At 35.6% G+C, this 22,139-nt stretch carries 21 protein-coding genes; all 21 read left to right on the plus strand.

Annotated features, from left to right (window positions below):
• Nucleotides 1–639: 639 nt before the first annotated feature.
• On the plus strand, nt 640–2,070 hold the full coding sequence (locus tag FJR11_RS02055) for a glycosyltransferase family 4 protein (RefSeq protein ID WP_174762888.1): 1,431 nt from the start codon (nt 640–642) through the stop codon (nt 2,068–2,070).
• 190 nt (nt 2,071–2,260) lie between these two features.
• On the plus strand, nt 2,261–2,686 hold the full coding sequence (locus FJR11_RS02060) for a hypothetical protein (RefSeq protein ID WP_168502062.1): 426 nt from the start codon (nt 2,261–2,263) through the stop codon (nt 2,684–2,686).
• A gap of 1 nt (nt 2,687) precedes the next feature.
• Nucleotides 2,688–3,653 (plus strand): GDP-mannose 4,6-dehydratase, encoded by a 966-nt coding sequence (locus FJR11_RS02065; protein ID WP_168502063.1) that lies wholly within the window; start codon nt 2,688–2,690, stop codon nt 3,651–3,653.
• Nucleotides 3,650–4,486: an ABC transporter permease gene (locus tag FJR11_RS02070; protein ID WP_168502064.1), complete on the plus strand. Its 837-nt coding sequence runs from the start codon at nt 3,650–3,652 to the stop codon at nt 4,484–4,486. Before FJR11_RS02065 ends, FJR11_RS02070 begins: the two co-directional genes overlap by 4 nt.
• Nucleotides 4,487–4,809: 323 nt before the next feature.
• Complete coding sequence (gene cysC / locus FJR11_RS02075) at nt 4,810–5,364, plus strand: adenylyl-sulfate kinase (protein ID WP_168502065.1); 555 nt, start codon at nt 4,810–4,812, stop codon at nt 5,362–5,364.
• A gap of 86 nt (nt 5,365–5,450) precedes the next feature.
• Nucleotides 5,451–6,737, plus strand: a complete 1,287-nt coding sequence (locus FJR11_RS02080) for an ABC transporter ATP-binding protein (protein ID WP_168502066.1) — start codon at nt 5,451–5,453, stop codon at nt 6,735–6,737.
• 4 nt (nt 6,738–6,741) lie between these two features.
• Nucleotides 6,742–7,551, plus strand: a complete 810-nt coding sequence (locus tag FJR11_RS02085) for a sulfotransferase domain-containing protein (RefSeq protein WP_168502067.1) — start codon at nt 6,742–6,744, stop codon at nt 7,549–7,551.
• 134 nt (nt 7,552–7,685) lie between these two features.
• Nucleotides 7,686–8,723 (plus strand): glycosyltransferase family 2 protein, encoded by a 1,038-nt coding sequence (locus tag FJR11_RS02090; protein ID WP_168502068.1) that lies wholly within the window; start codon nt 7,686–7,688, stop codon nt 8,721–8,723.
• A gap of 290 nt (nt 8,724–9,013) precedes the next feature.
• Nucleotides 9,014–10,003 carry a polysaccharide pyruvyl transferase family protein gene (locus FJR11_RS02095; protein ID WP_168502069.1) on the plus strand — a complete coding sequence of 330 codons (990 nt, stop codon included), beginning with the start codon at nt 9,014–9,016 and terminating at the stop codon, nt 10,001–10,003.
• Between the two features lie 7 nt (nt 10,004–10,010).
• Nucleotides 10,011–10,913, plus strand: a complete 903-nt coding sequence (locus tag FJR11_RS02100) for a hypothetical protein (protein WP_168502070.1) — start codon at nt 10,011–10,013, stop codon at nt 10,911–10,913.
• Nucleotides 10,910–12,016, plus strand: coding sequence for a glycosyltransferase (locus tag FJR11_RS02105; protein WP_168502071.1), 1,107 nt, complete (start codon nt 10,910–10,912; stop codon nt 12,014–12,016). Before FJR11_RS02100 ends, FJR11_RS02105 begins: the two co-directional genes overlap by 4 nt.
• Nucleotides 12,017–12,072: 56 nt before the next feature.
• Nucleotides 12,073–12,249: a hypothetical protein gene (locus tag FJR11_RS02110; RefSeq protein WP_254444665.1), complete on the plus strand. Its 177-nt coding sequence runs from the start codon at nt 12,073–12,075 to the stop codon at nt 12,247–12,249.
• Complete coding sequence (locus FJR11_RS02115) at nt 12,242–12,736, plus strand: hypothetical protein (RefSeq protein ID WP_168502072.1); 495 nt, start codon at nt 12,242–12,244, stop codon at nt 12,734–12,736. The genes FJR11_RS02110 and FJR11_RS02115 overlap by 8 nt, the downstream gene beginning before the upstream one ends.
• Before the next feature lie 7 nt (nt 12,737–12,743).
• Complete coding sequence (locus tag FJR11_RS02120; RefSeq protein ID WP_168502073.1) at nt 12,744–13,700, plus strand: glycosyltransferase; 957 nt, start codon at nt 12,744–12,746, stop codon at nt 13,698–13,700.
• A 17-nt stretch (nt 13,701–13,717) separates the two neighbouring features.
• Nucleotides 13,718–14,791, plus strand: a complete 1,074-nt coding sequence (locus FJR11_RS02125) for a glycosyltransferase family 4 protein (protein ID WP_168502074.1) — start codon at nt 13,718–13,720, stop codon at nt 14,789–14,791.
• A gap of 57 nt (nt 14,792–14,848) precedes the next feature.
• The gene (locus FJR11_RS02130) at nt 14,849–15,412 is read left to right on the plus strand and encodes an acyltransferase (RefSeq protein ID WP_168502075.1); all 564 of its coding nucleotides are present in this window, start codon (nt 14,849–14,851) and stop codon (nt 15,410–15,412) included.
• 44 nt (nt 15,413–15,456) lie between these two features.
• Entirely contained in the window at nt 15,457–16,365 is a 909-nt protein-coding gene (locus tag FJR11_RS02135; RefSeq protein ID WP_168502076.1) for a glycosyltransferase family 2 protein, read from the plus strand.
• 294 nt (nt 16,366–16,659) lie between these two features.
• Nucleotides 16,660–17,922 (plus strand): calcium-binding protein, encoded by a 1,263-nt coding sequence (locus FJR11_RS02140; RefSeq protein WP_168502077.1) that lies wholly within the window; start codon nt 16,660–16,662, stop codon nt 17,920–17,922.
• 521 nt (nt 17,923–18,443) lie between these two features.
• Nucleotides 18,444–19,508: a calcium-binding protein gene (locus FJR11_RS02145; protein WP_168502078.1), complete on the plus strand. Its 1,065-nt coding sequence runs from the start codon at nt 18,444–18,446 to the stop codon at nt 19,506–19,508.
• A gap of 118 nt (nt 19,509–19,626) precedes the next feature.
• Nucleotides 19,627–20,865, plus strand: coding sequence for a glycosyltransferase family 4 protein (locus FJR11_RS02150; protein ID WP_168502079.1), 1,239 nt, complete (start codon nt 19,627–19,629; stop codon nt 20,863–20,865).
• A 136-nt stretch (nt 20,866–21,001) separates the two neighbouring features.
• Nucleotides 21,002–22,102: a glycosyltransferase family 4 protein gene (locus FJR11_RS02155; RefSeq protein WP_168502080.1), complete on the plus strand. Its 1,101-nt coding sequence runs from the start codon at nt 21,002–21,004 to the stop codon at nt 22,100–22,102.
• The last annotated feature ends 37 nt before the right edge of the window (nt 22,103–22,139 follow it).

The following is a 22,139-nucleotide window of genomic DNA, read 5'->3' on the forward strand; positions in this document are numbered from 1 at the left end:
AGATGTAGATGTAGTAATTGCATCTAGCTTTTCATAAAAACTGATTTTCTAGATACCTGTGTTATTGAGGCAGAAAATGTAATAATCAAACCAATACGTTTTCACAACTACTTGATGCCTGCTATATATATAGCAAGTTTATGTAAATTTCGTCAGGAATTTTATCAAAAAGATACATCTTGCTATTTGTCAAAACTTATACATAGTATCCCTGTATTAATTCTAGGTGAATCAATAGCGATCAGACATCACGCGTCCATAGGTAATATATAATGAGGTAGAGTACAAAACCAAATCTGATTTATTCTAACTCTTGTATTCTGTTGTTTGAACATAAAATGCGTTTATTCGGGAATTGGGAGTATTTTTTTATCTTGCTACTCACTGAAAAACCGTACTAAATGAATTCTAATGACGATGGATAGGGGTTTTGATAGTAATACTTTTTTAACAAAAGTATTATTTATATCTAATGTTGTTTTGTCCGGAACTAGTAATTACCCTGTTGTCAATTTAAGAGATAGTAGTTGATAACAGTGGTAAGGATGTTAAAAAAATATTGATAGAAACATTTTTTTACTTAAGGGGTCATTATTGACTGCTACATCTGTAAATCTTTTCAATGGAACTATATGAGTCATGGTACTAAGTGAATGGCAGAAAAATCTAAATTCTTATTCTTCAATCAGCGAAAATCAATACTTAACAAAAATTGATACGGAATTAAATGTTAATCAGCAATCTGATATTAAAACTCGGAAAATATCCAAGGGTAAGACTTATACAACATCTCCTTTGCATTCAGTAGAGTTAGATCAGTCTTCTGAAACCAGTAATACTTCCTATGATCAATTGATTAACGTATCTATAATTACTGAGTTTTTTCCTCCAGACTATGCGGCTACAGGACAATTAATTGAGGAACTAGTCAAACAGTTAGAGAAACAAGGAATTAGGATTAGAGTATTCACAGGACAACCAGGGTACGCATTTACAACTGCTAAAGCACCAGCATTAGAGCAACTGGGGGATATCCTGGTTCAAAGATCCCGATCTACACAGGTGTGGTCTAATAGGATTCGTGGTAAAGCTATCAATGGTGTTTTATTTACATTGCGGGCGTTTCTGCATATTATCAAGAATGTTCGTAAAAATGATGTATTTTTATTAACTTCAGCACCTCCTTTTTTATCAGTAGCAGGATATTTGGCTCATTTGCTATTAAAATTTCCTTATGTATGTTTAATCTATGACCTGTATCCAGATATTGCGATCGCCCTGGGAGTAGTTTCCAAAAAGCACTGGTTAGCCAAGTTTTGGTGGGCAATTAACCGCCAAATTTGGCAAAAATCTAAAGGGATTATTGTTCTCAGTCCGGCTATGAAAGAGCGCGTCATAGCAATCTGTCCAGAAGTAGCTGATAAGGTTTCGGTGATTCATAGTTGGGGAGATCCTGAGTTAATTGTCCCCATTGCTAAAGAAAACAACTGGTTTGCCAAGGAACATAATTTAGTCAATAAATTTACGGTGCTTTATTCTGGGAATATGGGCAGGTGTCATGATCTGGACACTATTTTGGCAACTGCTCAACAACTTCAGGACGAACCGATTCAGTTTGTTTGTATTGGTGGTGGTCCAAAACGTGAAAGCTTTATCCAAGATGTGACTCGTTTAGGACTGAAAAACTTTATTTTTCTTCCCTATCAAGACAAGAGTGTGCTACCGTATTCCTTGACAGCTTGTGATTTGTCCTTAGTCAGTGTAGAAGCAGGTTTGGAAAGTTTAGTTGCTCCTAGCAAACTCTATCCAGCTTTAGCCACTGGCAGACCGATAGCAGCTATTTGCCCAGAAGATTCCTACTTGCGATCGCTAATAGCAGAAGGCAAATTTGGTATCAGCATTGATAATGGAGACAGTAATGCTTTAGCTGCGTTTATTCGCAAGTTAAAAAGCGATCGCCAACTCACAGAAAAGATGGGTAACGCTTCCCGCGAATATTTACAGTCTAATTTTACGCCAGAAATCATAGCCAAACAATATTTGAATGTGTTAAGAGAGTCTATGATGTGAAGTGCGACCCTACACGCAATCAGCCACAGTATGTTAGTATCTTCGGTTGTTTAAGACCACTAAAATTCAAAAATTTAATCATTCAGATGATGTTGAATAAGGAGTTGGGCTTCGATGGTCTTTTTGATCTCAGTCCCTCCCACGCAACCTTCTTAGGATCTGTTGTTTAGTTACTGATCAGGAGGCCAAAGTGCAGAGAAGGTGTGATCGAAATCGAAAACGTTCTAAGCGAAGAGCTATCCACTGTCCAATACATGGTTGCTATATGGATAGTGTCAGCCAAAAACACGGACTATTTGCCGAACAAGCCGGACAACTACAAGAACGCGGTATAGCCAGACGAGAAGCAATGATGTTAGTAGCAGCTAAAACCACAGTTTCTTTATATGGTGAGTGGTTAGAGGCTTTTTGGTGTGAAGATTGTCAAGAAACAAAATGGTATCATGTGCATAAGCATGAATCTAAGTATGAGTTATCTGTTGCCCCCGCAGAGCTTTGGCAACAAGCAACAGGTGTGATTCATCCCCATCGCAATCCTTCTGTGGGAGAATTTACCTATAGGCAATCTCGGATGCTTGGAGGTAATAGTGTTAAAGATTTCTGGGTGATGAATTAATATGAAAAAAGCTCTTATTTGTGGAATATCAGGACAAGATGGAGCTTATCTAGCACAGTTGCTTCTCAATCAAGGTTATACAGTCTGTGGAACTTCCAGAGATGCCCAAATATCCTCTTTTCAGAACTTAATTTACTTAGGTATCAAAGACCAAGTAAAACTAGAGTCAATGTCCCTAACTGACTTCCGTAGCGTCTTACAGGTACTGACAAAAATCCAACCAGATGAAATCTATAATTTGGCAGGACAAACTTCCGTAGGTTTATCTTTCGGCCAACCTGTAGAAACTTTAGAAAGTATCGCTACTGGCACACTAAACTTATTAGAAGCCATTCGGTTTTTAGGCGCAAAGATTAAAGTTTACAATGCAGGTTCTAGTGAATGCTTTGGTGATACTGGCAATGTAGCAGCCGAAGAAACAACTCCATTCCGCCCCAGAAGCCCTTATGCTGTAGCTAAAGCCGCTGCTTTTTGGGAAGTAGCTAATTATCGAGAAGCTTACGGTTTATTTGCCTGTTCCGGTATTTTGTTTAATCATGAATCTCCCCTGCGTCCAGAAAGATTTGTGACTCAAAAAATTGTGGCTACGGCCTGTCGCATTGCCCAAGGTAGTGCAGAGAAATTATATTTAGGTAATATGTCAATTCAGCGGGACTGGGGTTGGGCGCAGGAATATGTAGAAGCAATGTATTTAATCTTGCAACAAAATCAACCCGACGATTATGTGATTGCGACGGGAAAAAGCACTTCTTTAGAAGAATTTGTTGCTGCCGCATTTACATCTGTAAATTTAGAGTGGCGTGATCATGTAGTTGTTGATAGTAGCCTATTCAGACCTACAGATTTGGCCATGGGTAAAGGTAATCCAGCTAAAGCCAAAATCCAGTTAGGATGGGAAGCTAAATATAAAATGCAGGATGTGGTGACAATGATGGTAAAAGCGAGGTTAGCTAAGTCAGAATCATGAAAGAAACCACTTCCCAGCCAGAATTAATAATTGAGGCCGGACGCGCAGAAAAGCAGTATTGGCAAGACCTTTGGCATTATCGGGAGTTATTTTACTTCCTAGCATGGCGAGATATATTAGTTAGATATAAACAAACCGCTATTGGGATTGCCTGGGCGCTAATTCGTCCTTTTCTGACAATGGTTGTATTTACAATAATATTTGGACAATTGGCAAAATTACCCTCTGAAGGTGCGCCCTATCCAATTCTTGTATTTTCCGCCATGTTACCCTGGCAGTTCTTTTCTAATTCTCTCTCAGAGTGTAGTAATAGTTTAATTAGTAATGCCAATTTACTGTCAAAAGTCTATTTTCCGAGATTAGTAGTACCGACCAGCGCGGTAGTAGTTAGCTTCGTAGACTTTATGATTTCTGGGATAATTTTGTTGGCTTTAATGGCATGGTATAACTTTGTTCCCACTTGGCGAATTTTAACCTTACCATTATTTATTGGTGTGGCCTTTGCAGCTTCTATGGGTGCAGGATTATGGTTAGCTTCTTTGAATGTGCAGTATCGAGATTTTCGGTTTATTGTGCCATTTATAGTACAGTTTGGTTTATATATCTCACCCGTAGGATTTAGTAGTACCATAGTTCCTGAAAAGTGGCGGTTTATATATTCCTTAAATCCCATGGTGGGAGTAATTGATGGTTTTCGCTGGGCAATTTTGGGCGGTAACTCCCAGTTATATTTACCGGGTTTTATGCTCTCTATGGGATTAGTGATTTTACTATTAGTGAGTGGGATTTGGTATTTTCGGAAAATGGAAAGGACTTTTGCCGATGTAATTTAGATGATTTGATAGAATTGAAAAGTAATGATTACTAACTTTTATGTCTAAATCGCCTCTCTACAAAACAGATTTCATGGACTGGTTAACTCAACAAAAATTAGCCTAAGAAAAATCGATGGTTTCAAACCCACGGAGGTGGGTTTTGTCTGTGTAGCCGCGACTTCTAGTCGCCAGGATTAGTATGAATTAAGACTTTTCAAACACCTTCTTAGTTTGGACATTTGATTAAGCCAATTTCAAAATCGGACTAATAATTAAAGTCCAAAGAAAAAAATTGGTAATGAATAAAATATTGACCTAATAATGACATCAAGGAGTTAAAAATGACAGATATTGGAGCAACAATTTGGTTTACAGGATTGAGTGGTGCTGGCAAAACCACTATCAGCACAGAAGTTGCGAAAATATTACGTAGCCGGGGACTCAAAGTAGAGATGCTAGATGGAGATATAGTACGACAACATCTCACCAGAGATTTAGGATTTAGTCGAGCAGATAGAGATGAAAATATTAGAAGAATTGGTTTTGTTGCTCAGTTATTAACTCGGAATGGTGTGGTAGTATTGGTTTCTGCTATTTCACCATATCAAGATGTGCGGCAAGAAGTCCGCCAAAAAATTGGGAATAATTTTATTGAAGTTTATGTAAATGCGCCTTTAGCGACTTGTGAAGATCGTGATGTTAAAGGTTTGTATAAACGAGCGCGTCAAGGGGAAATTAAGTTTTTTACAGGTATTGATGATCCCTATGAACCACCTTTCAAACCAGAAGTTGAATGTTTAACAGAGAAAGAAAATTTAGAACAAAGTGTGGCAAAAGTCATAGAACAGTTTGATGTTTTGTGTAGTAATGCAGCCGTAGCCTCTGCTTGTTTATAATTCGTTGATCTAGATTATTTGGAATTACCTGAAAAGCATTAACTTTGATGATAGTTAATGCTTCTATTCAAAAAAAAATTGTCCCTATGTCAGACACAGTTATTCGCGTTGAAAATCTAGGTAAAAAATATATTATTGGCCATCAAAAGCAGGAACAGTATAAAGTTTTCCGGGATGTTATAACTGATCAGATTAAATCCCTTGGTAGTTTAATCAATCCTCAAGCCAAAACCGAAAATCCTGCCTTTGAACAATTTTGGGCGCTCAAAGATGTATGTTTTGATATTAAGCAAGGTGACAGAGTAGGGATTATTGGTCGCAACGGGGCTGGAAAATCAACTCTATTAAAGATTCTGAGTAGGATTACAGAACCAACCCAAGGACGAATTAATATTAAAGGGAGAGTTGCGAGTTTATTGGAGGTGGGTACGGGGTTTCATCCAGAATTGACAGGGAGGGAAAACATCTTTCTCAATGGGGCAATTTTGGGGATGGGTAAAGAAGAAATTAAACGCAAGTTTGATGAAATTGTTGATTTTTCCGAAGTTGAGAAATTTCTAGATACACCAGTAAAGCGTTATTCATCTGGTATGTATGTGCGGTTAGCATTTTCCGTAGCGGCTCATTTAGAGCCAGAGATTTTAATTGTAGATGAAGTATTAGCAGTTGGTGATGCAGCCTTTCAGAAAAAGTGTTTAGGCAAAATGGAGAATGTAGCTGCGCTAGGACGTACAGTTATATTTGTTAGCCACAACATTGGTGCGGTTCGTGCTCTTTGCAATCGAGGAATTGTCTTAAGCGGTGGAAATCTGATCAAAGAGGGAGATGCAGAGAGTTGCATCGCTGAGTATCTGTCAAAAATTGCTATTAGCCAAGTTACATCGGGAGAAGCTTCCTGGAATCCAGATAATGCACCAGGTAGTGAACATTTCCGATTATTAAAGTTGGCACTTATATCTAGTGACGGGGAAATAAAATCTTCCTTCTCAGCTCAGGAAGAAATTATGATCCGCATTCACTATCAGTTACTAAAGAATATTGAAGGGATGCGTTTGGTTTTACAAGTTTTGGCGCAGACTGGTGAAATTGCCTTCACAAGTACAGATCACGGACAACGCCAGAGTCAAGACGGTTTACCTGGGCATCATCTTTCTGTATGCAGTATTCCTGGAAAGTTACTGAATCTTAGTAACTATGTGATTAAGATATGGGCGGGAATTCCGGGTAAGCAGTATCTACTAGAACCTGTTGAATTGATAAATTTTTCCATAGTAGGTGCTGGAAATCATCACTCTATTTACACAGATTATCAACGCTGGCCCGGTGTTGTTTGTCCAGACCTTAAATGGAAAATTATTAATAATGGAGAATAAAAAAATGATCATAACCCATCCAATATCTCGTTCTCTTTATAAGTTACGTTCATTGTTAATTCCCTCTCCAGAAATATTTAAACCTAGGGAAAATGATGTCTATTTAGTTTCTTATCCTCGTTCAGGTAATACATGGATGAGGGTGATTATGGCAGAACTTGTATATGGTAAATCAGGTGAAAGTATTGAAGATATTCAATATTATGTTCCTGATATTCATCGTAAAACTTATGCCAAAGATGTAATTAACTCAGAATTTAATTTAATCAAAAGCCATCATTTATATAGAAGAGACCACAAAGAAGTTAAAACTTATAAGAAGATTATTTATATCATTCGAGATCCCAGGGATGTTGTAGTTTCTTACTATAAATACTTAAAAAATCTCCGGGGATATCCTCTTGGTTTTGATGAATTTATTTTGAATTGGATTAGCGGACGTATTTGGCCTTGTTCTTGGCAAGAACACATAAATTCTTGGATTGGTTTAGGAAATCAAAATAGCGGGATTGAACTGGAAATTCTTCGCTATGAAGACCTGTTAGTAAACCCTGAACCAGAACTTCTTAAACTGGGGAAAATTTTAGGTATTCAGATTACTTCAGAAGATGTACAACGTGCTATCCAAGCAGCAGCAGTTGATAAAATGCGAGCTAAAGAAAGTAAAGGAATGCCAGAACATGAAAGATCAGACAAGTTTCAGTTTATAGGTGAAGCAACTACTAAGCAGTGGTCTAAAAAACTTACTTCCGATCAACTAAATTTAATTACTGAATATTTAGGTGCTACCATGAAACGTCATGGATACATTTAAAGAAATAATAACTACTTGCTTGTATTTAGGTTAAGACATGACAATTTTTTAATAACCTGCTGTATTAATTTAAAATCATAAATCAGGCTAGGAATTACTCGGATATACAGAAAGGTATGAGGTTAGCAATTTAGATGACAGATCAGCAAACAATTGATCCTTTATTATCTTTTCCTCAACCACAAACGGATCTAAAAGATTGGGTAGAGAAAAAAGAAATTGTCTTCCCAGAAATTACTCAAAATAGTTCACAATTTCCTCGGATTAGTATCATTACACCCAGCTATAATCAAGGAAATTTCATAGAAGAAACTATTCGTTCAGTGCTGCTGCAAGGCTACCCGAATCTTGAATATATAATTATTGATGGAGGTAGCACAGACAATACTATTGAAATTCTCAAAAAATACGAGAAGCATTTAGCCTATTGGGTAAGTGAGCCTGATAATGGGCAAACTCATGCTATTAATAAAGGTCTGGCTAAAGCAACAGGTGATATCATAGCTTATCTTAACAGTGATGATTATTATCTACCAGGAATACTGTTTAAGGTTGCTGAATATTTTAGCCAATTTCCTGAGACTGACTTGCTGCATGGAATATGCCGTTATGTAAATCAGGAAGGGGAGAAAATTGGTGAACAATTTGGTAATATTCAAACTCTAGAAGAGATTTTAGATTTATGGGATGTATGGTGGAAAAAACGCCAATTTGTGCAGCCTGAAGTTTTTTGGACAAGACGCATTACAGAAAAAATTGGTTTATTTAAAGAACAACTTTTCTTTGTGATGGATTATGACTATTGGTGTAGAATAATTCAAGCAGGTGGGATTGTAAAAAGAATTGATTCTGAATTATCCTGTTTTCGATTTACTGATGAGCAAAAGTCGAATCAAAGTCAGAAAGTAGCTAATGAGCTACTAGAATTAGTCCGTCCTATTCTTTGGGATAAAAATGTCAATATTTCACTTAAAAAACGACTAATTCTTCAGGGTAAATGGTTATATAAAGTCAAATTGTTGAATCAAATTGAACAATCGGTTAACAACAATGATGTCACATTAATTCGTTGGCTTAAAAGCCTGAAAGTTATTGTCCAATTTCCTCAGATATTGTTAGTTCCATCTTTACACATCAGATTCAAACACTTGTTAACTCGACAAAATGTATAAAGCTGACACTAATCCAATTCCTATAACTATTAATTTTGATGCTACAGTCACTTCTTTCGGTGGAGTTGGCATTTCTTTTTTTATGCGGTTTTTTGAAAAATTCATACGACTTAACTGTTCACATAACACCGAATTAATCAAGCATACCGACACTCCTCCTCTGACATTTTCAACTTTTTTACCCAAAGTACATACAATATTAAAAAGCTTTCAAAAGTACGAATAAATATGGAAAATATTTTAATTCTGCCATGAAAATTACAGTCTATTCATATATACATTAATCCAGAATGAAAATTGCAGTTTTTGGTTACTATAACGCTCTTAATGCTGGAGATGACCGTATTCAATATTCCATTACTAGATTGCTTCAGGGTAACAGTATTGTGTTCTTACCTCACTATCTATCTCCACCACAAGAATATCTTCAGAGTTTCGATTGGATATTGATTGGTGGTGGAGGTCTGGTTTTTGAAAGAGTAGGGATATGGGTAAATACAAAACAATGGATAAAAAAATGTAAAGCTAAAATAGGTGTATTTGGTTTAGGAGTTAATCGAGTTTCTCCAGATTTGCTACCAGATTTATATGATTTAATTGAAAGCTCTGAATTTTTCTATGTTAGGGATGAACAGAGTAGATCATTACTTAATAATCATCCGCAAGTAGAAGTGCATCCAGATTTAACTTGGTGTTTTCCCCTGCCAGTAGAACCTAATACTTCCGTTAGCAATAAGATTGCTATAAATTTGGTTCCATGCCACTGGAAAGAATTTGATGTAGAAATGTGGTTAAAAGAATTATCTAAATTTCAACTTAATCCTTTCCCTTTGAATTTTAATAAAAATAGAGATTTTGATTTATTGAAAACATATTTTGGAGATATAACCCCCCAGGAATTTTCTCTGCAACCATTAAGGGAAAGTGAAATATTGGTTGCTTGTAGATATCACGCTATCATCTTTGCTATGCAGATGGGAAAACCTTTTGTTGCTATAAATTATGATGAGAAAGTAGAACGCTTGCTTAAAGAAGCTAATCTTTCTGAACTGTGCCTAGAAACAACACAATCTGCTTTGTTACCTGAAAAAATAAATTTTATTTTAGCGAATCAAGCGGAAATTAGAGACAAAATTAAATTATTTGTTGACAGACAACAAGAAAGATCAGTACATTTAACCGAATCTATTCAAAAGTATCTTAAATATACACAAAAAGATTCACGCACTTCATTTGGTTATTTCAAAGCAATTGTCAAACAAATTCTGAACCGGAGTTAAAGTAATTATGTCTATTGGTTCAATAGTGTATCATTTACGAAAACAATACCAATATGGATTCCACACCGTTTACTATAGGGATATAGTTAGAAATAAAATTCTCAGTTCCTTGCCTATCAAGGGTACGACTAGCAAAAATTGCGAAATTCATGTTCTGACTTCTGCCAATGATTGGCTAAATTTAACCTGGACTTTAAAATCTTTTTATCATTTTTCCCAGCGTCAATATGCTCTATGTATCCATGATGATGGAACTCTAACTCAGGAAAATATCACCACCTTACAGTATCATTTTCCAGATGCGCGGATTATTGACAGAAAAAAAGCTGACGAAAAGGTTTTACCATTACTATCATCGTATCCTCGCTGTTTAGAGTTTCGCAAAACAAATCACCTATCACCTAAAGTTTTTGATTTTGCTGCATATTTACAGAGCGATCGCTTATTACTCCTAGATAGTGATATCCTCTTTTTTAAAGAACCCACAGAATTGATCAACCGCATCGAAAATCTAGAATATCAAATTAATACACTTAACGGTGATGTCGAAAGTGCTTATACAGTTGAACCAGATGTAGTCAAAAATCATCTTGGTTTTGATTTAGCTGCAAGAATAAATTCAGGATTGGGATTAATTCATAAAAATTCATTGAATTTCGATTGGATAGAAGAATTTTTGACTTTACCAGATATTATTGGGCATTTCTGGCGCATTGAACAAACTCTTTATGCTTTGTGTAGTTCGCGTTTTGGAGTAGAACTATTACCTCCTACTTACGATGTGCATTTAGAAGGAAATATCAACGGTTCTCCATCTCGTCACTATGTAGGCAAAATTCGACACTTAATGTATAGCGAAGGAATTCGTCATTTAGTTCAAAACAGACTCCTTAAGGAGTTACAGCGATGAGTTCTGTGAATTCTCAATCTGCAACTTTAAGGGTTTTGATGATGCCAGATTACCGCATTGATAACCCTTATCAAACACTCTTATCTAAATCTTTAGAAAATCAAGGAGCAGAAGTTTTATTTCCTTTTGGTTATCGTCGAGTATTTCCTATATTCAGAGCTATTAAAAGTCTAAAAAAAATAGATATTTTACATCTGCACTGGATTAGTCCCTATTTCAAAGGTAAAAATATAGTAATTAAATTAATTTATGCAATAAAATTTCTGATAGATATTTTTTTAACCAAATTGGTAGGTGTAAAAATAGTCTGGACTATTCATAATCACATTTCCCACGATTCCCAATTTCCTATTTTAGAACATTGGCTGCAACAAAATCTGTTTAATTTAGCAAATAGCATTATTGTTCACAATTCTTTAGTTATAAAAGATATTGCTAAAAGTTATAAATTTGCAAAATCCAAAGCTGAAATTATTCCACATGGACACTATCGAGAAATTTACAAAAATGCAGTTTCTCAAGTTGAAGCCAGACAAGCTTTAGGAATACCCCTATCTGGAATAGTTTACCTCAACTTGGGTATGTTGCGACCTTACAAGGGACTTGAACGGTTGCTAAAAGTGTGGGAAGAAAATCAAGAATTTCACAAAGAAAGTACCTTATTAATAGCAGGAAAAGCATTAGATGAGTCTTATCTACAAAAGTTAACTCAACTAGCTTCTACTACACAAGGAGTTATTCTCCATGCAGATTTTGTAGAAGATAGCAAAATACATCTTTTTTTTAGTGCTGCTGATATTGTCGTACTGCCTTTTGAAAAGATTTTAACTTCAGGTAGTCTGATTTTAGCAATGTCTTACAATAAACCAATTATTGCTCCGCGTACTGATAGCATAGTTGAAACTTTAGGTGCAGCAGATTGGTTACTTTATGAAAATCAAGATAATCAAGGATTAGTTAAAGCCTTGAAAGCAAGCACTCAAGTTGATTTAAATAAATTAAGTGAGTTGGTTGAGCATGAGTGCGATAAATTATCATGGAATAATATTGGCATAAAAACTTATCAGGTTTACGAAAAACTTTTAAAAAATAGTATAATTTAAGAATAAACATAGAACCGTGACAAATCAATGACTTGAGGGGGATAGAAGATGAAAAGGTGCAAGAAAAAGAGTTAAAATGGGTAAAAACCCTTGTACAAAAGCGTATTGATATGTATAGAAAAGCGCAAGAAAAAGAAACAGCACCAGAAAAGTTTCAACTACCTTTCGAGGAGAAATTGGCATTAGATAATCGGTGGGTAATCCAATACTTTGGAAAGAATGTCAATGAATAATGCTCATCCCTACTTTAAAAATAGAATCGAATCTTGGCTGCAAAGCCTGCAATCCTTTGATAAATTCTTCATTTTAGACCTGCTTTATATAGAGCATCGTTTAGGTTATACAATGGGTCCAGCTATGTATGGGCTTGAACGAAGAGTAGATTTTGCTTTTTATGCTATGAATCATCATGAATTATTTGAAATAATGTTATCTCTTCCACATACTTTTCGTTTTAATAATGGTCTATACAGAAAAATTTTGCAAACTGCTGCTCCAGAATTATTATTTTTTCCACTGCAAAATACAAGATATACAGGATGGGATAAATATAGCAAAGCTATAGAATCAAAATTTTCTATTTCACGTAATTTACCACCCAACGTAGATATGGTATTTGCTATGTTAAACCATAATCAGGGCTTTATGGAAATGATCTATAATGACATAAAGAGTTTTTTGGTAAAAATACCACGACTTGCTAAAAGTATCTTGAAATAATACAAAGATGAACCCAAAAGTCAGCATCCTTATTCCTTGCTACAATGCAGAAAAATGGATTGCAAAAGCCATAGAAAGTGCCTTAAATCAAACCTATTCTAATAAAGAAGTAATTGTTGTTGATGATGGTTCTACAGATGGAAGTTTAGAAATAATTAAAAGTTTTGATCATTCAATTTATTGGGAAACAGGAGAAAATCGTGGAGGTAACGTTGCCCGTAATCGTTTATTAGAATTAAGTACAGGAGAATGGTTACAATATTTAGATGCAGATGATTATTTACTATCTAACAAAATTGAACAACAAGTCAACTTTCTCTCTCAATTTCCTGATGTCGATATAATTTATAGCCCTAGTATTTTTGAATATTGCGAAAGAGATATATCTAGACAGGAAATTTTGTCTATTCCTGAGCCAAATGACCATTGGATTTTGTTAACTCGCTGGTTTTTACCTCAAACAGGAAGTCCACTTTGGCGAAAACAAGCAATTATTGATGTCAATGGATGGAAAATTGACCAACAATGTTGTCAAGAAGATGAATTATACCTTCGATTATTAATTGCAAATAAAAAATTTAAATACTGTGAATATGCAGCTTCAATCTACAGACAATGGAGTGATAATACCGTTTGTAAGAAGGATAAATCTGAAACTTTTAGACAGCGATTAGAGATAATTGAAAAAGCAGAGACTTATTTAAGACAGCAAAGTCAACTAACTAAGCTACGTCAACAAGCAGTTAATATTTCTAGATTTGAATGTTCACGATTAATCTGGATTTTTAATCGTGAATGGGCAACGTTAGTTGTAACTAAAATTCTCGACACTGAGCCAAAATTTATCCCACCTAGACACGTATCCCCTTTTATTTATCGTTTAGTTTTTAAGTTTCTGGGTTTCAATGCTGCTGAAATAGTGGCAAAGCTAAAACGTGACTTTTTTACTAAATTTTCCAACTAATTTCTTTAATTCAATAAATGCACTTATCAAAGATTAATACTACTCCATTACTCGTTGCTTCAAATGAACCAAATTTTGGCTCTCATTCTGGTTATTCAATTGCAGCAAAATACATATTAGGATGTAGTACACTTTTTATAACTCGAAATAAAACAGTAAGCTTACATGAGCGAATTCTTAATAAAATTCTGAACACCTTTGCTATTTCAAGTTGGTATAAAATTAGCTCTGCTAAACTTGAGTGGTTGATATGGAAACAAATTCAGAATAGCAATCATAGACTTATTCACTTTTTATGGGGTGAAAGAGACTTAGGATATATTGATTTATTAATTGATCAAAATCTGTATCCTATATGTTCTACCTTTCATTCCTGTGCTGATGACTTACCAACAGTAATTCCCTTTTCAGCTAGAAATCGGTTAAAAAATATCGCAGCTATCGTAATTGTTAGTGAAACCCAAAGAGGTTTTTTTGAAGAATGTGGGGTTGAATCTCACAGAATACACTGTATTCATCACGGAATTGATACGGATTTTTTTACGCCAAAAACTTATTTGAATGTAAACCAACCATTTACGCTACTATCAGTAGGTAGTTATCGTAGGAATTTTACTTATTTAAGAGAAGTTTTCAAAGAAATCAGTAAATTGAAAGATATACATATTAAAATTAAAGTTGTTAGCACTAGTAATAATATTGACTACTTCTCAGATATAGAGAATGTTGAATTTATTAATAGTATTACTGATGCTGAATTGCTAGAAGTTTATCAATCTGCCTCATGCCAAATTATTTCTGTGGAGAATGCAACAGCTAATAATGCTTTGTTAGAGGGACTCGCTTGTGGTCTTCCAGTTATAGCCGAAAGAATTGGAGGAATCCCTGAATATGTAAATGAAAAATGTGCTATTTTAACAGAGCCAGGAGATATAAAATCTATGGTAAAATCTATAGTAGCTATATCGCAATCATTACCACTACTTACCAGTATGTCTATAGCTGCTCGTGAAAGAGCTTTAGAGCTATCATGGTTCAATATTGCTCAAAAAATGGAAAATGTTTATGTTTCTTTGATGGGAGAATATTAGATATTTTATTGCTTAAATCAATATAACAAGCAAATTCAATATTCAATATATATTAATATGTTTGGGATCATAACACTTAATAGAGTTATTCAAGGTTTAAATAGTAGATGGCGTAATCTATATTATAAAATGCTGGGTGTTCATCTCCACGGCTATATCTGGATGCGCCAAATTGAAATTCCCCGCAATTTTCAGGATATTGAAATTGAAAGTAATTGTGCGCTCGATCAAGGTGTTATTCTTTTATGCAGCGGTGAACCCCTAACGCATCCTAAGATTCATATTGGCGCTGACACTTACATTAACCGCAATACTTTTCTCGATGCTATTGAATCTTTAACTATTGGTAATAACTGTGCTATTGGACCTGGGTGCTACATCACCGACCATGATCACGGTCTTGACCCGAATTTTCCTCCTCTAGCACAACCAATGGTTTCTAAACCAACAATAATAGGCGATCGCGTCTGGATTGGAGCAAACGTCACAATTCTTAAAGGTGTAACCATTGGTTGTGATACTGTAGTCGGTGCAGGTAGCGTAGTGACCAAAGATTTACCAGAGAGAGCGATCGCAGTGGGAGTCCCTGCTAAAGTTATTAAGCAGCGGATTGATCCTTAAACACAAATTTTTTCCAGTCGAATAATTTTTATGCCTTACCCATTATGACTGTTCAAGCCACTATCGTTTTTACTACACACAATAGATATGAATTGCTTATAAAAGCAATTCAAGCTGCAAAACGTCAAAGTGTTGCTGTTGATATCATCGTTATGGATGATAATTCTACAGATGGTACAAGCGAAATGATGTCTCGTGATTTTCCTGACATCCAGTATTATCGATCACCAGAAAATAAAGGCCCTTGCTATCAGCGAAATAAAGGAATTGAATTATCTAAAACCAAAATAGTCTTTCCCCTTGATGACGACTCAATTCTTGATTCTGAATACACTATCGAACAAACTCTAAGAGAATTTAATGATCCACAAGTTGGAGCGGTTGCTATTCCTTTTATCAACATTTTGCAAGATCAAATGATATGGACAAAAGCCCCTAATCAAGAGCAAATATATGTAACTCATGCCTATGTTGCAGCGGCTCATGCTGTTGATAGAGAGAAGTTTCTCAGCATTGGTGGCTATCGAGAACTGTTCTTTTACATGGGAGAGGAAGGAGATGTCTGTATACGTCTTCTAGAAAAAGGATTTTATGTTCGATTAGGAACTGCTGATCCTATTTACCATTACCAACCACCAAATAGAATTTCTAAACGACCTGATGTATTTGGTCGTCAAAATGACATTCTATTTTCTTATTTTAACACACCTACAAGTATTTTGCCCCTATCTTTAATAGGAACTACTCTGAAAGGAATTTGGTTTGGACTCAAAGTCCGTCGCCCACTTTATATGTTAGAGGGCTTTTATAAAGGCTATTCAATAGCTTTGAAGAAAAAAGGGATGAGAAATCCTGTAGATCAAGATTGCTTCCAGGTTTATCGCCTCTTAAAAAGAAGACAAAAAGTTCCTCTACAGGAAATTAAACTCTATCTAGATCACAAAAACATTTAATACCCATCCAAAAACATCCTCAAAATAAAATATTTCTGGCACAAACAATTACATGAATATACTTATAAATATTGACAAAAATCAAAATTTTTCATGAGTAATTTCGTTAATACCCATGATAATGCCTATCTCCTTTGTGAAATGCCAAGGTGGCAAGACTTTAAAGAAACTTTATGATTGACTGACTTTTGTAAAGCATATTTCAAGGTTTAAATAAGGATTTTTTTCTATCCCGATTTCAAATAAGAAAGTTGGATTTCAGTTATATGCTCAAGTCAACAAAAGATTATAATTATGGCAATAATTACAGGCACAACAGGAAATGACACTCTCATTGGGACAGGTAGTAACGATCTAATCTATGGAGATCTTGGTGCAGATAATATGTCTGGTCTTGCAGGTCAAGATATCTACATAGTAGACAACTCAGGCGACGTAGTTAACGACTCTGATAATGACACAATTGTTAACACTACAATCAACTACGATTTACGTGATGTAGTTGGGTCTACTCCCGTGACTGGAGGACCTGGACTGACACTCAATTTATGGGCTGACGGTATCACTGGAACCGGCTCGCGAGGAAACAACACAATTGTCAGTTACGGCTCTAACACCACCCTAATAGGTCTTGAAGGCAGTGATACATTGAAAGGTGGACAGTATTCACTCGTTCAAGGTCGAGGAGGTAATGATTTTTTAGAAATTACTGGTTCTTCTGGTAACGGTACTTTAATAGGTGGGACTGGAGATGATACCTATAATGTCTTTACCACTAGTGGTTCATTAACTATCGACGAATCTAATGATAATGGTCGTGGAGTGGATACTATTGTCTCTAGTGTGAACTTTTCTTTGAGCAGTCAATCTGGAGTTACAATTTTAGGTGACATTGAGAACTTAGAACTTGCTTCTACAGCTATCGTTGGAGAAGGTAATGCTCTTAAGAACAAAATTTGGGGCAACAACCAAAACAATATCTTAAGTGGGTGGGATGGTAATGATAGCATATACGGCAACGATGGCAATGATAACATTGATGGCGGTGTCGGTGATGATTTCTTAGAAGGTAATAACGGCAACGACATAATTAATGGTGGTGACGGCAATGATAGTATCTTCGGTGATAATCTAGCTGGTACTCAATCTGGCAATGACACCCTCAACGGACAAGTTGGTAATGATACTCTCACTGGTGGACTTGGGGCTGACATTTTTGAGTTTGGTGGTCTAGGTTTATCCGCTAAACAAAGTATACCTACTTTCATGGGCAGAGATACAATTACAGACTTTAGCAGTGGACAAGGAGATAAGATTCATCTCAATCAGACCACTTTTGCAGCCATAGCATTGGGGACTTTAAGCAGTTCTGATATTGCCTTTGTGACTACTAACAATGGCATAGGTCAAAACAATACTTACCTTGTTTATAACACAGTTAGTGGTGAATTGTTCTACAATGAAAACCTATCTGCTACTGGTTTTGGCAATGGTGGATTATTCGCTACATTGACAGGCGCACCAACATTAACCGCAAGCGATTTTGTAGTTATTTAATAGTCAGGTAAAATCATAGAGTCAGCAGCAGCTACTTCAACTTCAGCAAAAACTCTTGAAAAACAAGATTTAATCTAAGTCAAAGCAGGTAAAAAGTATTTTTTACCTGCTTTATTCAAACTTTCTGATCTATCTCAAGTTGAGAGCAAGAAACTTCCCGTTATGGTATGATACCGTGTAATTTTTTTTTTGCTATGCTGATTTGATTCTAAAGATTTGTAAAGACCGATGAACGATATCTATCTATATCTAAAGTAATACTTTCGTTCCGCAAGTCTATTTTTTCATATTAAAATACTTCTGGCATGATTAATAAACGATACTAGAGACTCCGTCAATTCATTTATTTACTGATATTAATAGTTTTTTGTCACATACTAAAAAATGTAACTTATAATCAATGAAGTCTTAACTTGAAATTTAAAGTTTAAGTAAGAATACTTGAATATTCCTACCTAAAAATGCAGAACTTGAGTTAAGTTGTATACTAGATAGACAAGAACAAGAGGAGTTTCTGAGATATGGCAACATTTAATTTGACTGTGGATGATGCTGGTCTAACTATCACAGGTACATCAGTAAACGATGTGTTTGTGAGCGACCTTAATGCCATCAACACTACCATTCTGGGTAGCACTGGATCGGATATTATCAAAGGAGTAGCAGGCACAGTAGCCCGGGGTCAAGGAGGTAACGACTTCTTAGAAATTTCCGGTACCAGTGGAGGTACGATGATAGGTGGAACTGGAAATGATACCTATGACATTCTTCTTTCCAATGCCGGAGTAACAAATTTGGTCATAGACGAACTTAATGATAATGGCAGGGGCATAGATACTATTGTCTCTAGAATAAATTTTTCGTTGAATAACCCAGGTGCGTCTGGAGTTACTATACTTGGTAGTGTTGAAAACCTAACTCTTTCTGTTCTTCCTCTGGGTACAGGACCTATATTTGGAGAAGGTAATGCTCTTGACAACGTAATTGTCGGCAACCAAGAAAACAATACCTTAAACGGGTTAGCCGGAAATGATAGGATTTTTGGCTCTTTTGGCAACGATTCAATTGATGGTGGTTCCGGTGATGATTTCTTGGAAGGTAATCAGGACGACGATATAATTAATGGTGGTTCTGGTAATGATAACATCTTCGGTGATAAGGCAGGAGCTACTTATACCGGTAATGACACCCTAAACGGACAAGGTGGTAATGACACTCTCACTGGTGGGCTTGGGATTGACATCTTTGCATTTGGTGGTGCAGGTTTATCCGCACAACAAAGTGCAGCTACTTCCATCGGCAGGGATACAATTGTGGACTTCCTTGTTGGAACAGATAAGATTCAACTTGACAAAACAAATAGCTTTAGCTCAATTGGCTCAATTGCCACTGATTTCTTCTCAGGCAACTTTGGTACTAACAATGCTGGTATTGGTGCTAGAAGCGAACGTATTATTTATAATACAGCTAATGGTGCGTTATATTACAATGAGAACGGTAGCCTTACTGGTGGTGGTGCTGGGGGCTTTTTCGCAACCGTGACCGGCATTCCAACCTTAACAGCAACAGACTTCATCATCGTCTAATGGTCATGCCTATCTGTATGTCAAGCATTTTTCAAAACTAAAAATTGATATTTACTGTTCAGATCCCCGACTTCTTTGAGAAGTAGGGGATCTCATTTTATAAATAGATTCCTCATCCATGCCTACAGCACCTGACAATTGGATATCTTGCCAAATCGGAGCGCGTGAAAATTATACTATCCCCAGAGCTTTACACCAGCAGGGACAGCTTGCTCACTTAATCACAGATGCTTGGGTATCTCCTCAATCTTCACTAAATCTTTTACCTAAAAACCTCTTAGCTAACTTACGGGAAAGATACCACCCAGATTTAGAGCAAGCATCTGTTTACGCTTTCAATAGTTCTTTAATTCAGTTTGAATTAACTCAAAAATTCCAAAAGAAGACAGGATGGGAAAAAGTTATTGCTCGCAATCAATGGTTTCAACAGCAGGCAATCAAAACTTTAAGATCACTGACTGACCAGTTTACAAATCCTCCTATTTTATTTTCCTATAGCTATGCAGCATTAGAATTATTTAGATTTGCTAAACAACAAGGATGGTACACTGTTTTAGGGCAAATTGATCCGGGAATTGAAGAGGAAGTGATTGTCACTAAAGAATATGAGCGATATCCCCAATATCGAGCAGACTGGCAACCAGCACCTCCTGAATATTGGCAAAACTGGCATGAAGAATGTAATATGGCTGATGCTATCGTGGTCAATTCCAATTGGTCACGTCAACTCCTGGAAAAAACAGGTGTTGATTCTCAAAAAATCCAGATCATTCCCTTGGTATACACTCCACCAAAGACAGCTAGTAACTTTGTCCGCACTTATCCAGAATTATTTTCTCAAGAGCGCCCTTGTAGGGTATTATTTTTAGGACAGGTGATTTTAAGAAAAGGAATTGCTGCTGTTTTAGATGCAGTTCAATTACTGGAAGGATATCCTGTGGAGTTTTGGATAGTTGGATCTCAACAAATTGAAATTCCAACTCATTTAAAAACTCATCCACAAATTCGTTGGGTAGGTCATGTTAACAGAAGCGAAACAACTCAATATTATCAGATGGCAGATGTATTTTTGTTCCCAACACTTTCGGATGGTTTTGGATTAACTCAACTAGAAGCACAAGTATGGAAATTGCCTATTATTGCTTCTCGTAACTGTGGTGAAGTGGTTGTAGATAGTGTGAATGGTTGGTTTTTGGAGGAAGTTAGTGGTAATCAAATTGCTACTTTAATTAAGTCAATCTTAAAAGATACTGGTCAATTAAAATATTTATCTAATAGTTTAAAATCAGTGTTCCAGTTTAATGATTTAAGCTTGTTTAATGCTCTAAATACTATTATTCGATTATTAGAATTTTGAAAATGAACCCAATTCTAACTGTAATATTTTTTGGTTGGTAAACAAAAAATCTCTACGAAAATGTATTGCAAACAGATCAATACAGACTTGTCAAAAGATATAAACATTAACAGAGTTGTATTTACATTAATAAAAAATGCTGAATTTAAAAAATAATTTTATTAAAGTCATATTTTATTCTATTCTGCCATCGCCTTATCAAAGAGATTTATTTTTTGAACTCTCTCGCTATCCAGAAATAGATTTAACTGTTTATTATCTAGAACCTGCTTGTGCTGATTCTCCCTGGCCAGAAAAAACCTTACAATCTTATGAACGTATCTTACCAGGATTTCATTTAGCCTGGGGTTTATCTCGCTTTCATTTTAACTGGCACTTTCCGTCAAATACTCAAGCTGATGTGGTTGTGTTAAATGGTTACATGAATCTTACTACTCAATTGTTACTGAAATTGCAAGCTAAACAAGTTCCTTGCATTTTTTGGGGTGAAAAAATGGTTGGTAATTCCCAAGGAATAAAAGGAAAATTACAAAAATACTTAGCCAGTGTTTTAAATAATTGTTATGGAATTGCCGCTATTGGTACTCAAGCACAACAAGACTATCAACAACGTTTTCGTGATAAACCTATCTTTAATATTCCCTACTATTGCGATTTAACTCCTTTTAGTCAAAACTTACCCCAAAGACCCAGGAATCCTGTTACTATTTTATTTTGTGGTCAAATGATAGCGCGGAAAGGAGTTGATATTTTACTTCAAGCATTTAATAATTTAATTCAATCTGGTTACAATGCTAATTTACTGCTAGTAGGAAGAGAAGCAGAACTTCCTCAATTATTAGAAAAATTACCTGAACAAACCCGTCAAAAAATTGAATATGCAGGATTTCAACCTCCTGAAAATTTACCTAAATTTTTCCATCAAGCTGATTTATTTGTCTTACCCAGCCGTTATGATGGTTGGGGTGTAGTAGTAAATCAAGCAATTGGGGCAGGTTTACCTGTAATATGTTCTGATGGTGTAGGTTCTGCTTATGATTTAATTAATCGAGGAGAAAATGGTGATTTGTTTCCTATTGGTGATACCCAGGCATTAACACAACATTTAATCACATATCTCAGTAATTCAGATATGATTAAAAGTGCAAGTTTAGCTGCTATCAATAAATCAGCTATGTTATCACCAAAAATAGGTGCTAAAAAGTGGGTTAATGTTTTTCAAAAAATAGTTATTTAAAGCAAAAATAATCAATTAAATCAGTTATTATTGATAG

It is taken from the genome of Anabaena sp. UHCC 0187 (genome assembly GCF_009712035.1).
Classification (GTDB): domain Bacteria; phylum Cyanobacteriota; class Cyanobacteriia; order Cyanobacteriales; family Nostocaceae; genus Dolichospermum.

Bases quoted from the DNA above. Each gene is read 5' to 3' on its own strand.
- FJR11_RS02055 (WP_174762888.1), top strand. From the start codon at position 640: ATGGTACTAAGTGAATGGCAGAAAAATCTAAATTCTTATTCTTCAATC.
- FJR11_RS02065 (WP_168502063.1), top strand. From the start codon at position 2,688: ATGAAAAAAGCTCTTATTTGTGGAATATCAGGACAAGATGGAGCTTAT.
- FJR11_RS02070 (WP_168502064.1), top strand. From the start codon at position 3,650: ATGAAAGAAACCACTTCCCAGCCAGAATTAATAATTGAGGCCGGACGC.
- cysC (WP_168502065.1), top strand. From the start codon at position 4,810: ATGACAGATATTGGAGCAACAATTTGGTTTACAGGATTGAGTGGTGCT.
- FJR11_RS02080 (WP_168502066.1), top strand. From the start codon at position 5,451: ATGTCAGACACAGTTATTCGCGTTGAAAATCTAGGTAAAAAATATATT.
- FJR11_RS02085 (WP_168502067.1), top strand. From the start codon at position 6,742: ATGATCATAACCCATCCAATATCTCGTTCTCTTTATAAGTTACGTTCA.
- FJR11_RS02090 (WP_168502068.1), top strand. From the start codon at position 7,686: ATGACAGATCAGCAAACAATTGATCCTTTATTATCTTTTCCTCAACCA.
- FJR11_RS02095 (WP_168502069.1), top strand. From the start codon at position 9,014: ATGAAAATTGCAGTTTTTGGTTACTATAACGCTCTTAATGCTGGAGAT.
- FJR11_RS02100 (WP_168502070.1), top strand. From the start codon at position 10,011: ATGTCTATTGGTTCAATAGTGTATCATTTACGAAAACAATACCAATAT.
- FJR11_RS02105 (WP_168502071.1), top strand. From the start codon at position 10,910: ATGAGTTCTGTGAATTCTCAATCTGCAACTTTAAGGGTTTTGATGATG.
- FJR11_RS02115 (WP_168502072.1), top strand. From the start codon at position 12,242: ATGAATAATGCTCATCCCTACTTTAAAAATAGAATCGAATCTTGGCTG.
- FJR11_RS02120 (WP_168502073.1), top strand. From the start codon at position 12,744: ATGAACCCAAAAGTCAGCATCCTTATTCCTTGCTACAATGCAGAAAAA.
- FJR11_RS02125 (WP_168502074.1), top strand. From the start codon at position 13,718: ATGCACTTATCAAAGATTAATACTACTCCATTACTCGTTGCTTCAAAT.
- FJR11_RS02130 (WP_168502075.1), top strand. From the start codon at position 14,849: ATGTTTGGGATCATAACACTTAATAGAGTTATTCAAGGTTTAAATAGT.
- FJR11_RS02135 (WP_168502076.1), top strand. From the start codon at position 15,457: ATGACTGTTCAAGCCACTATCGTTTTTACTACACACAATAGATATGAA.
- FJR11_RS02140 (WP_168502077.1), top strand. From the start codon at position 16,660: ATGGCAATAATTACAGGCACAACAGGAAATGACACTCTCATTGGGACA.
- FJR11_RS02145 (WP_168502078.1), top strand. From the start codon at position 18,444: ATGGCAACATTTAATTTGACTGTGGATGATGCTGGTCTAACTATCACA.
- FJR11_RS02150 (WP_168502079.1), top strand. From the start codon at position 19,627: ATGCCTACAGCACCTGACAATTGGATATCTTGCCAAATCGGAGCGCGT.
- FJR11_RS02155 (WP_168502080.1), top strand. From the start codon at position 21,002: ATGCTGAATTTAAAAAATAATTTTATTAAAGTCATATTTTATTCTATT.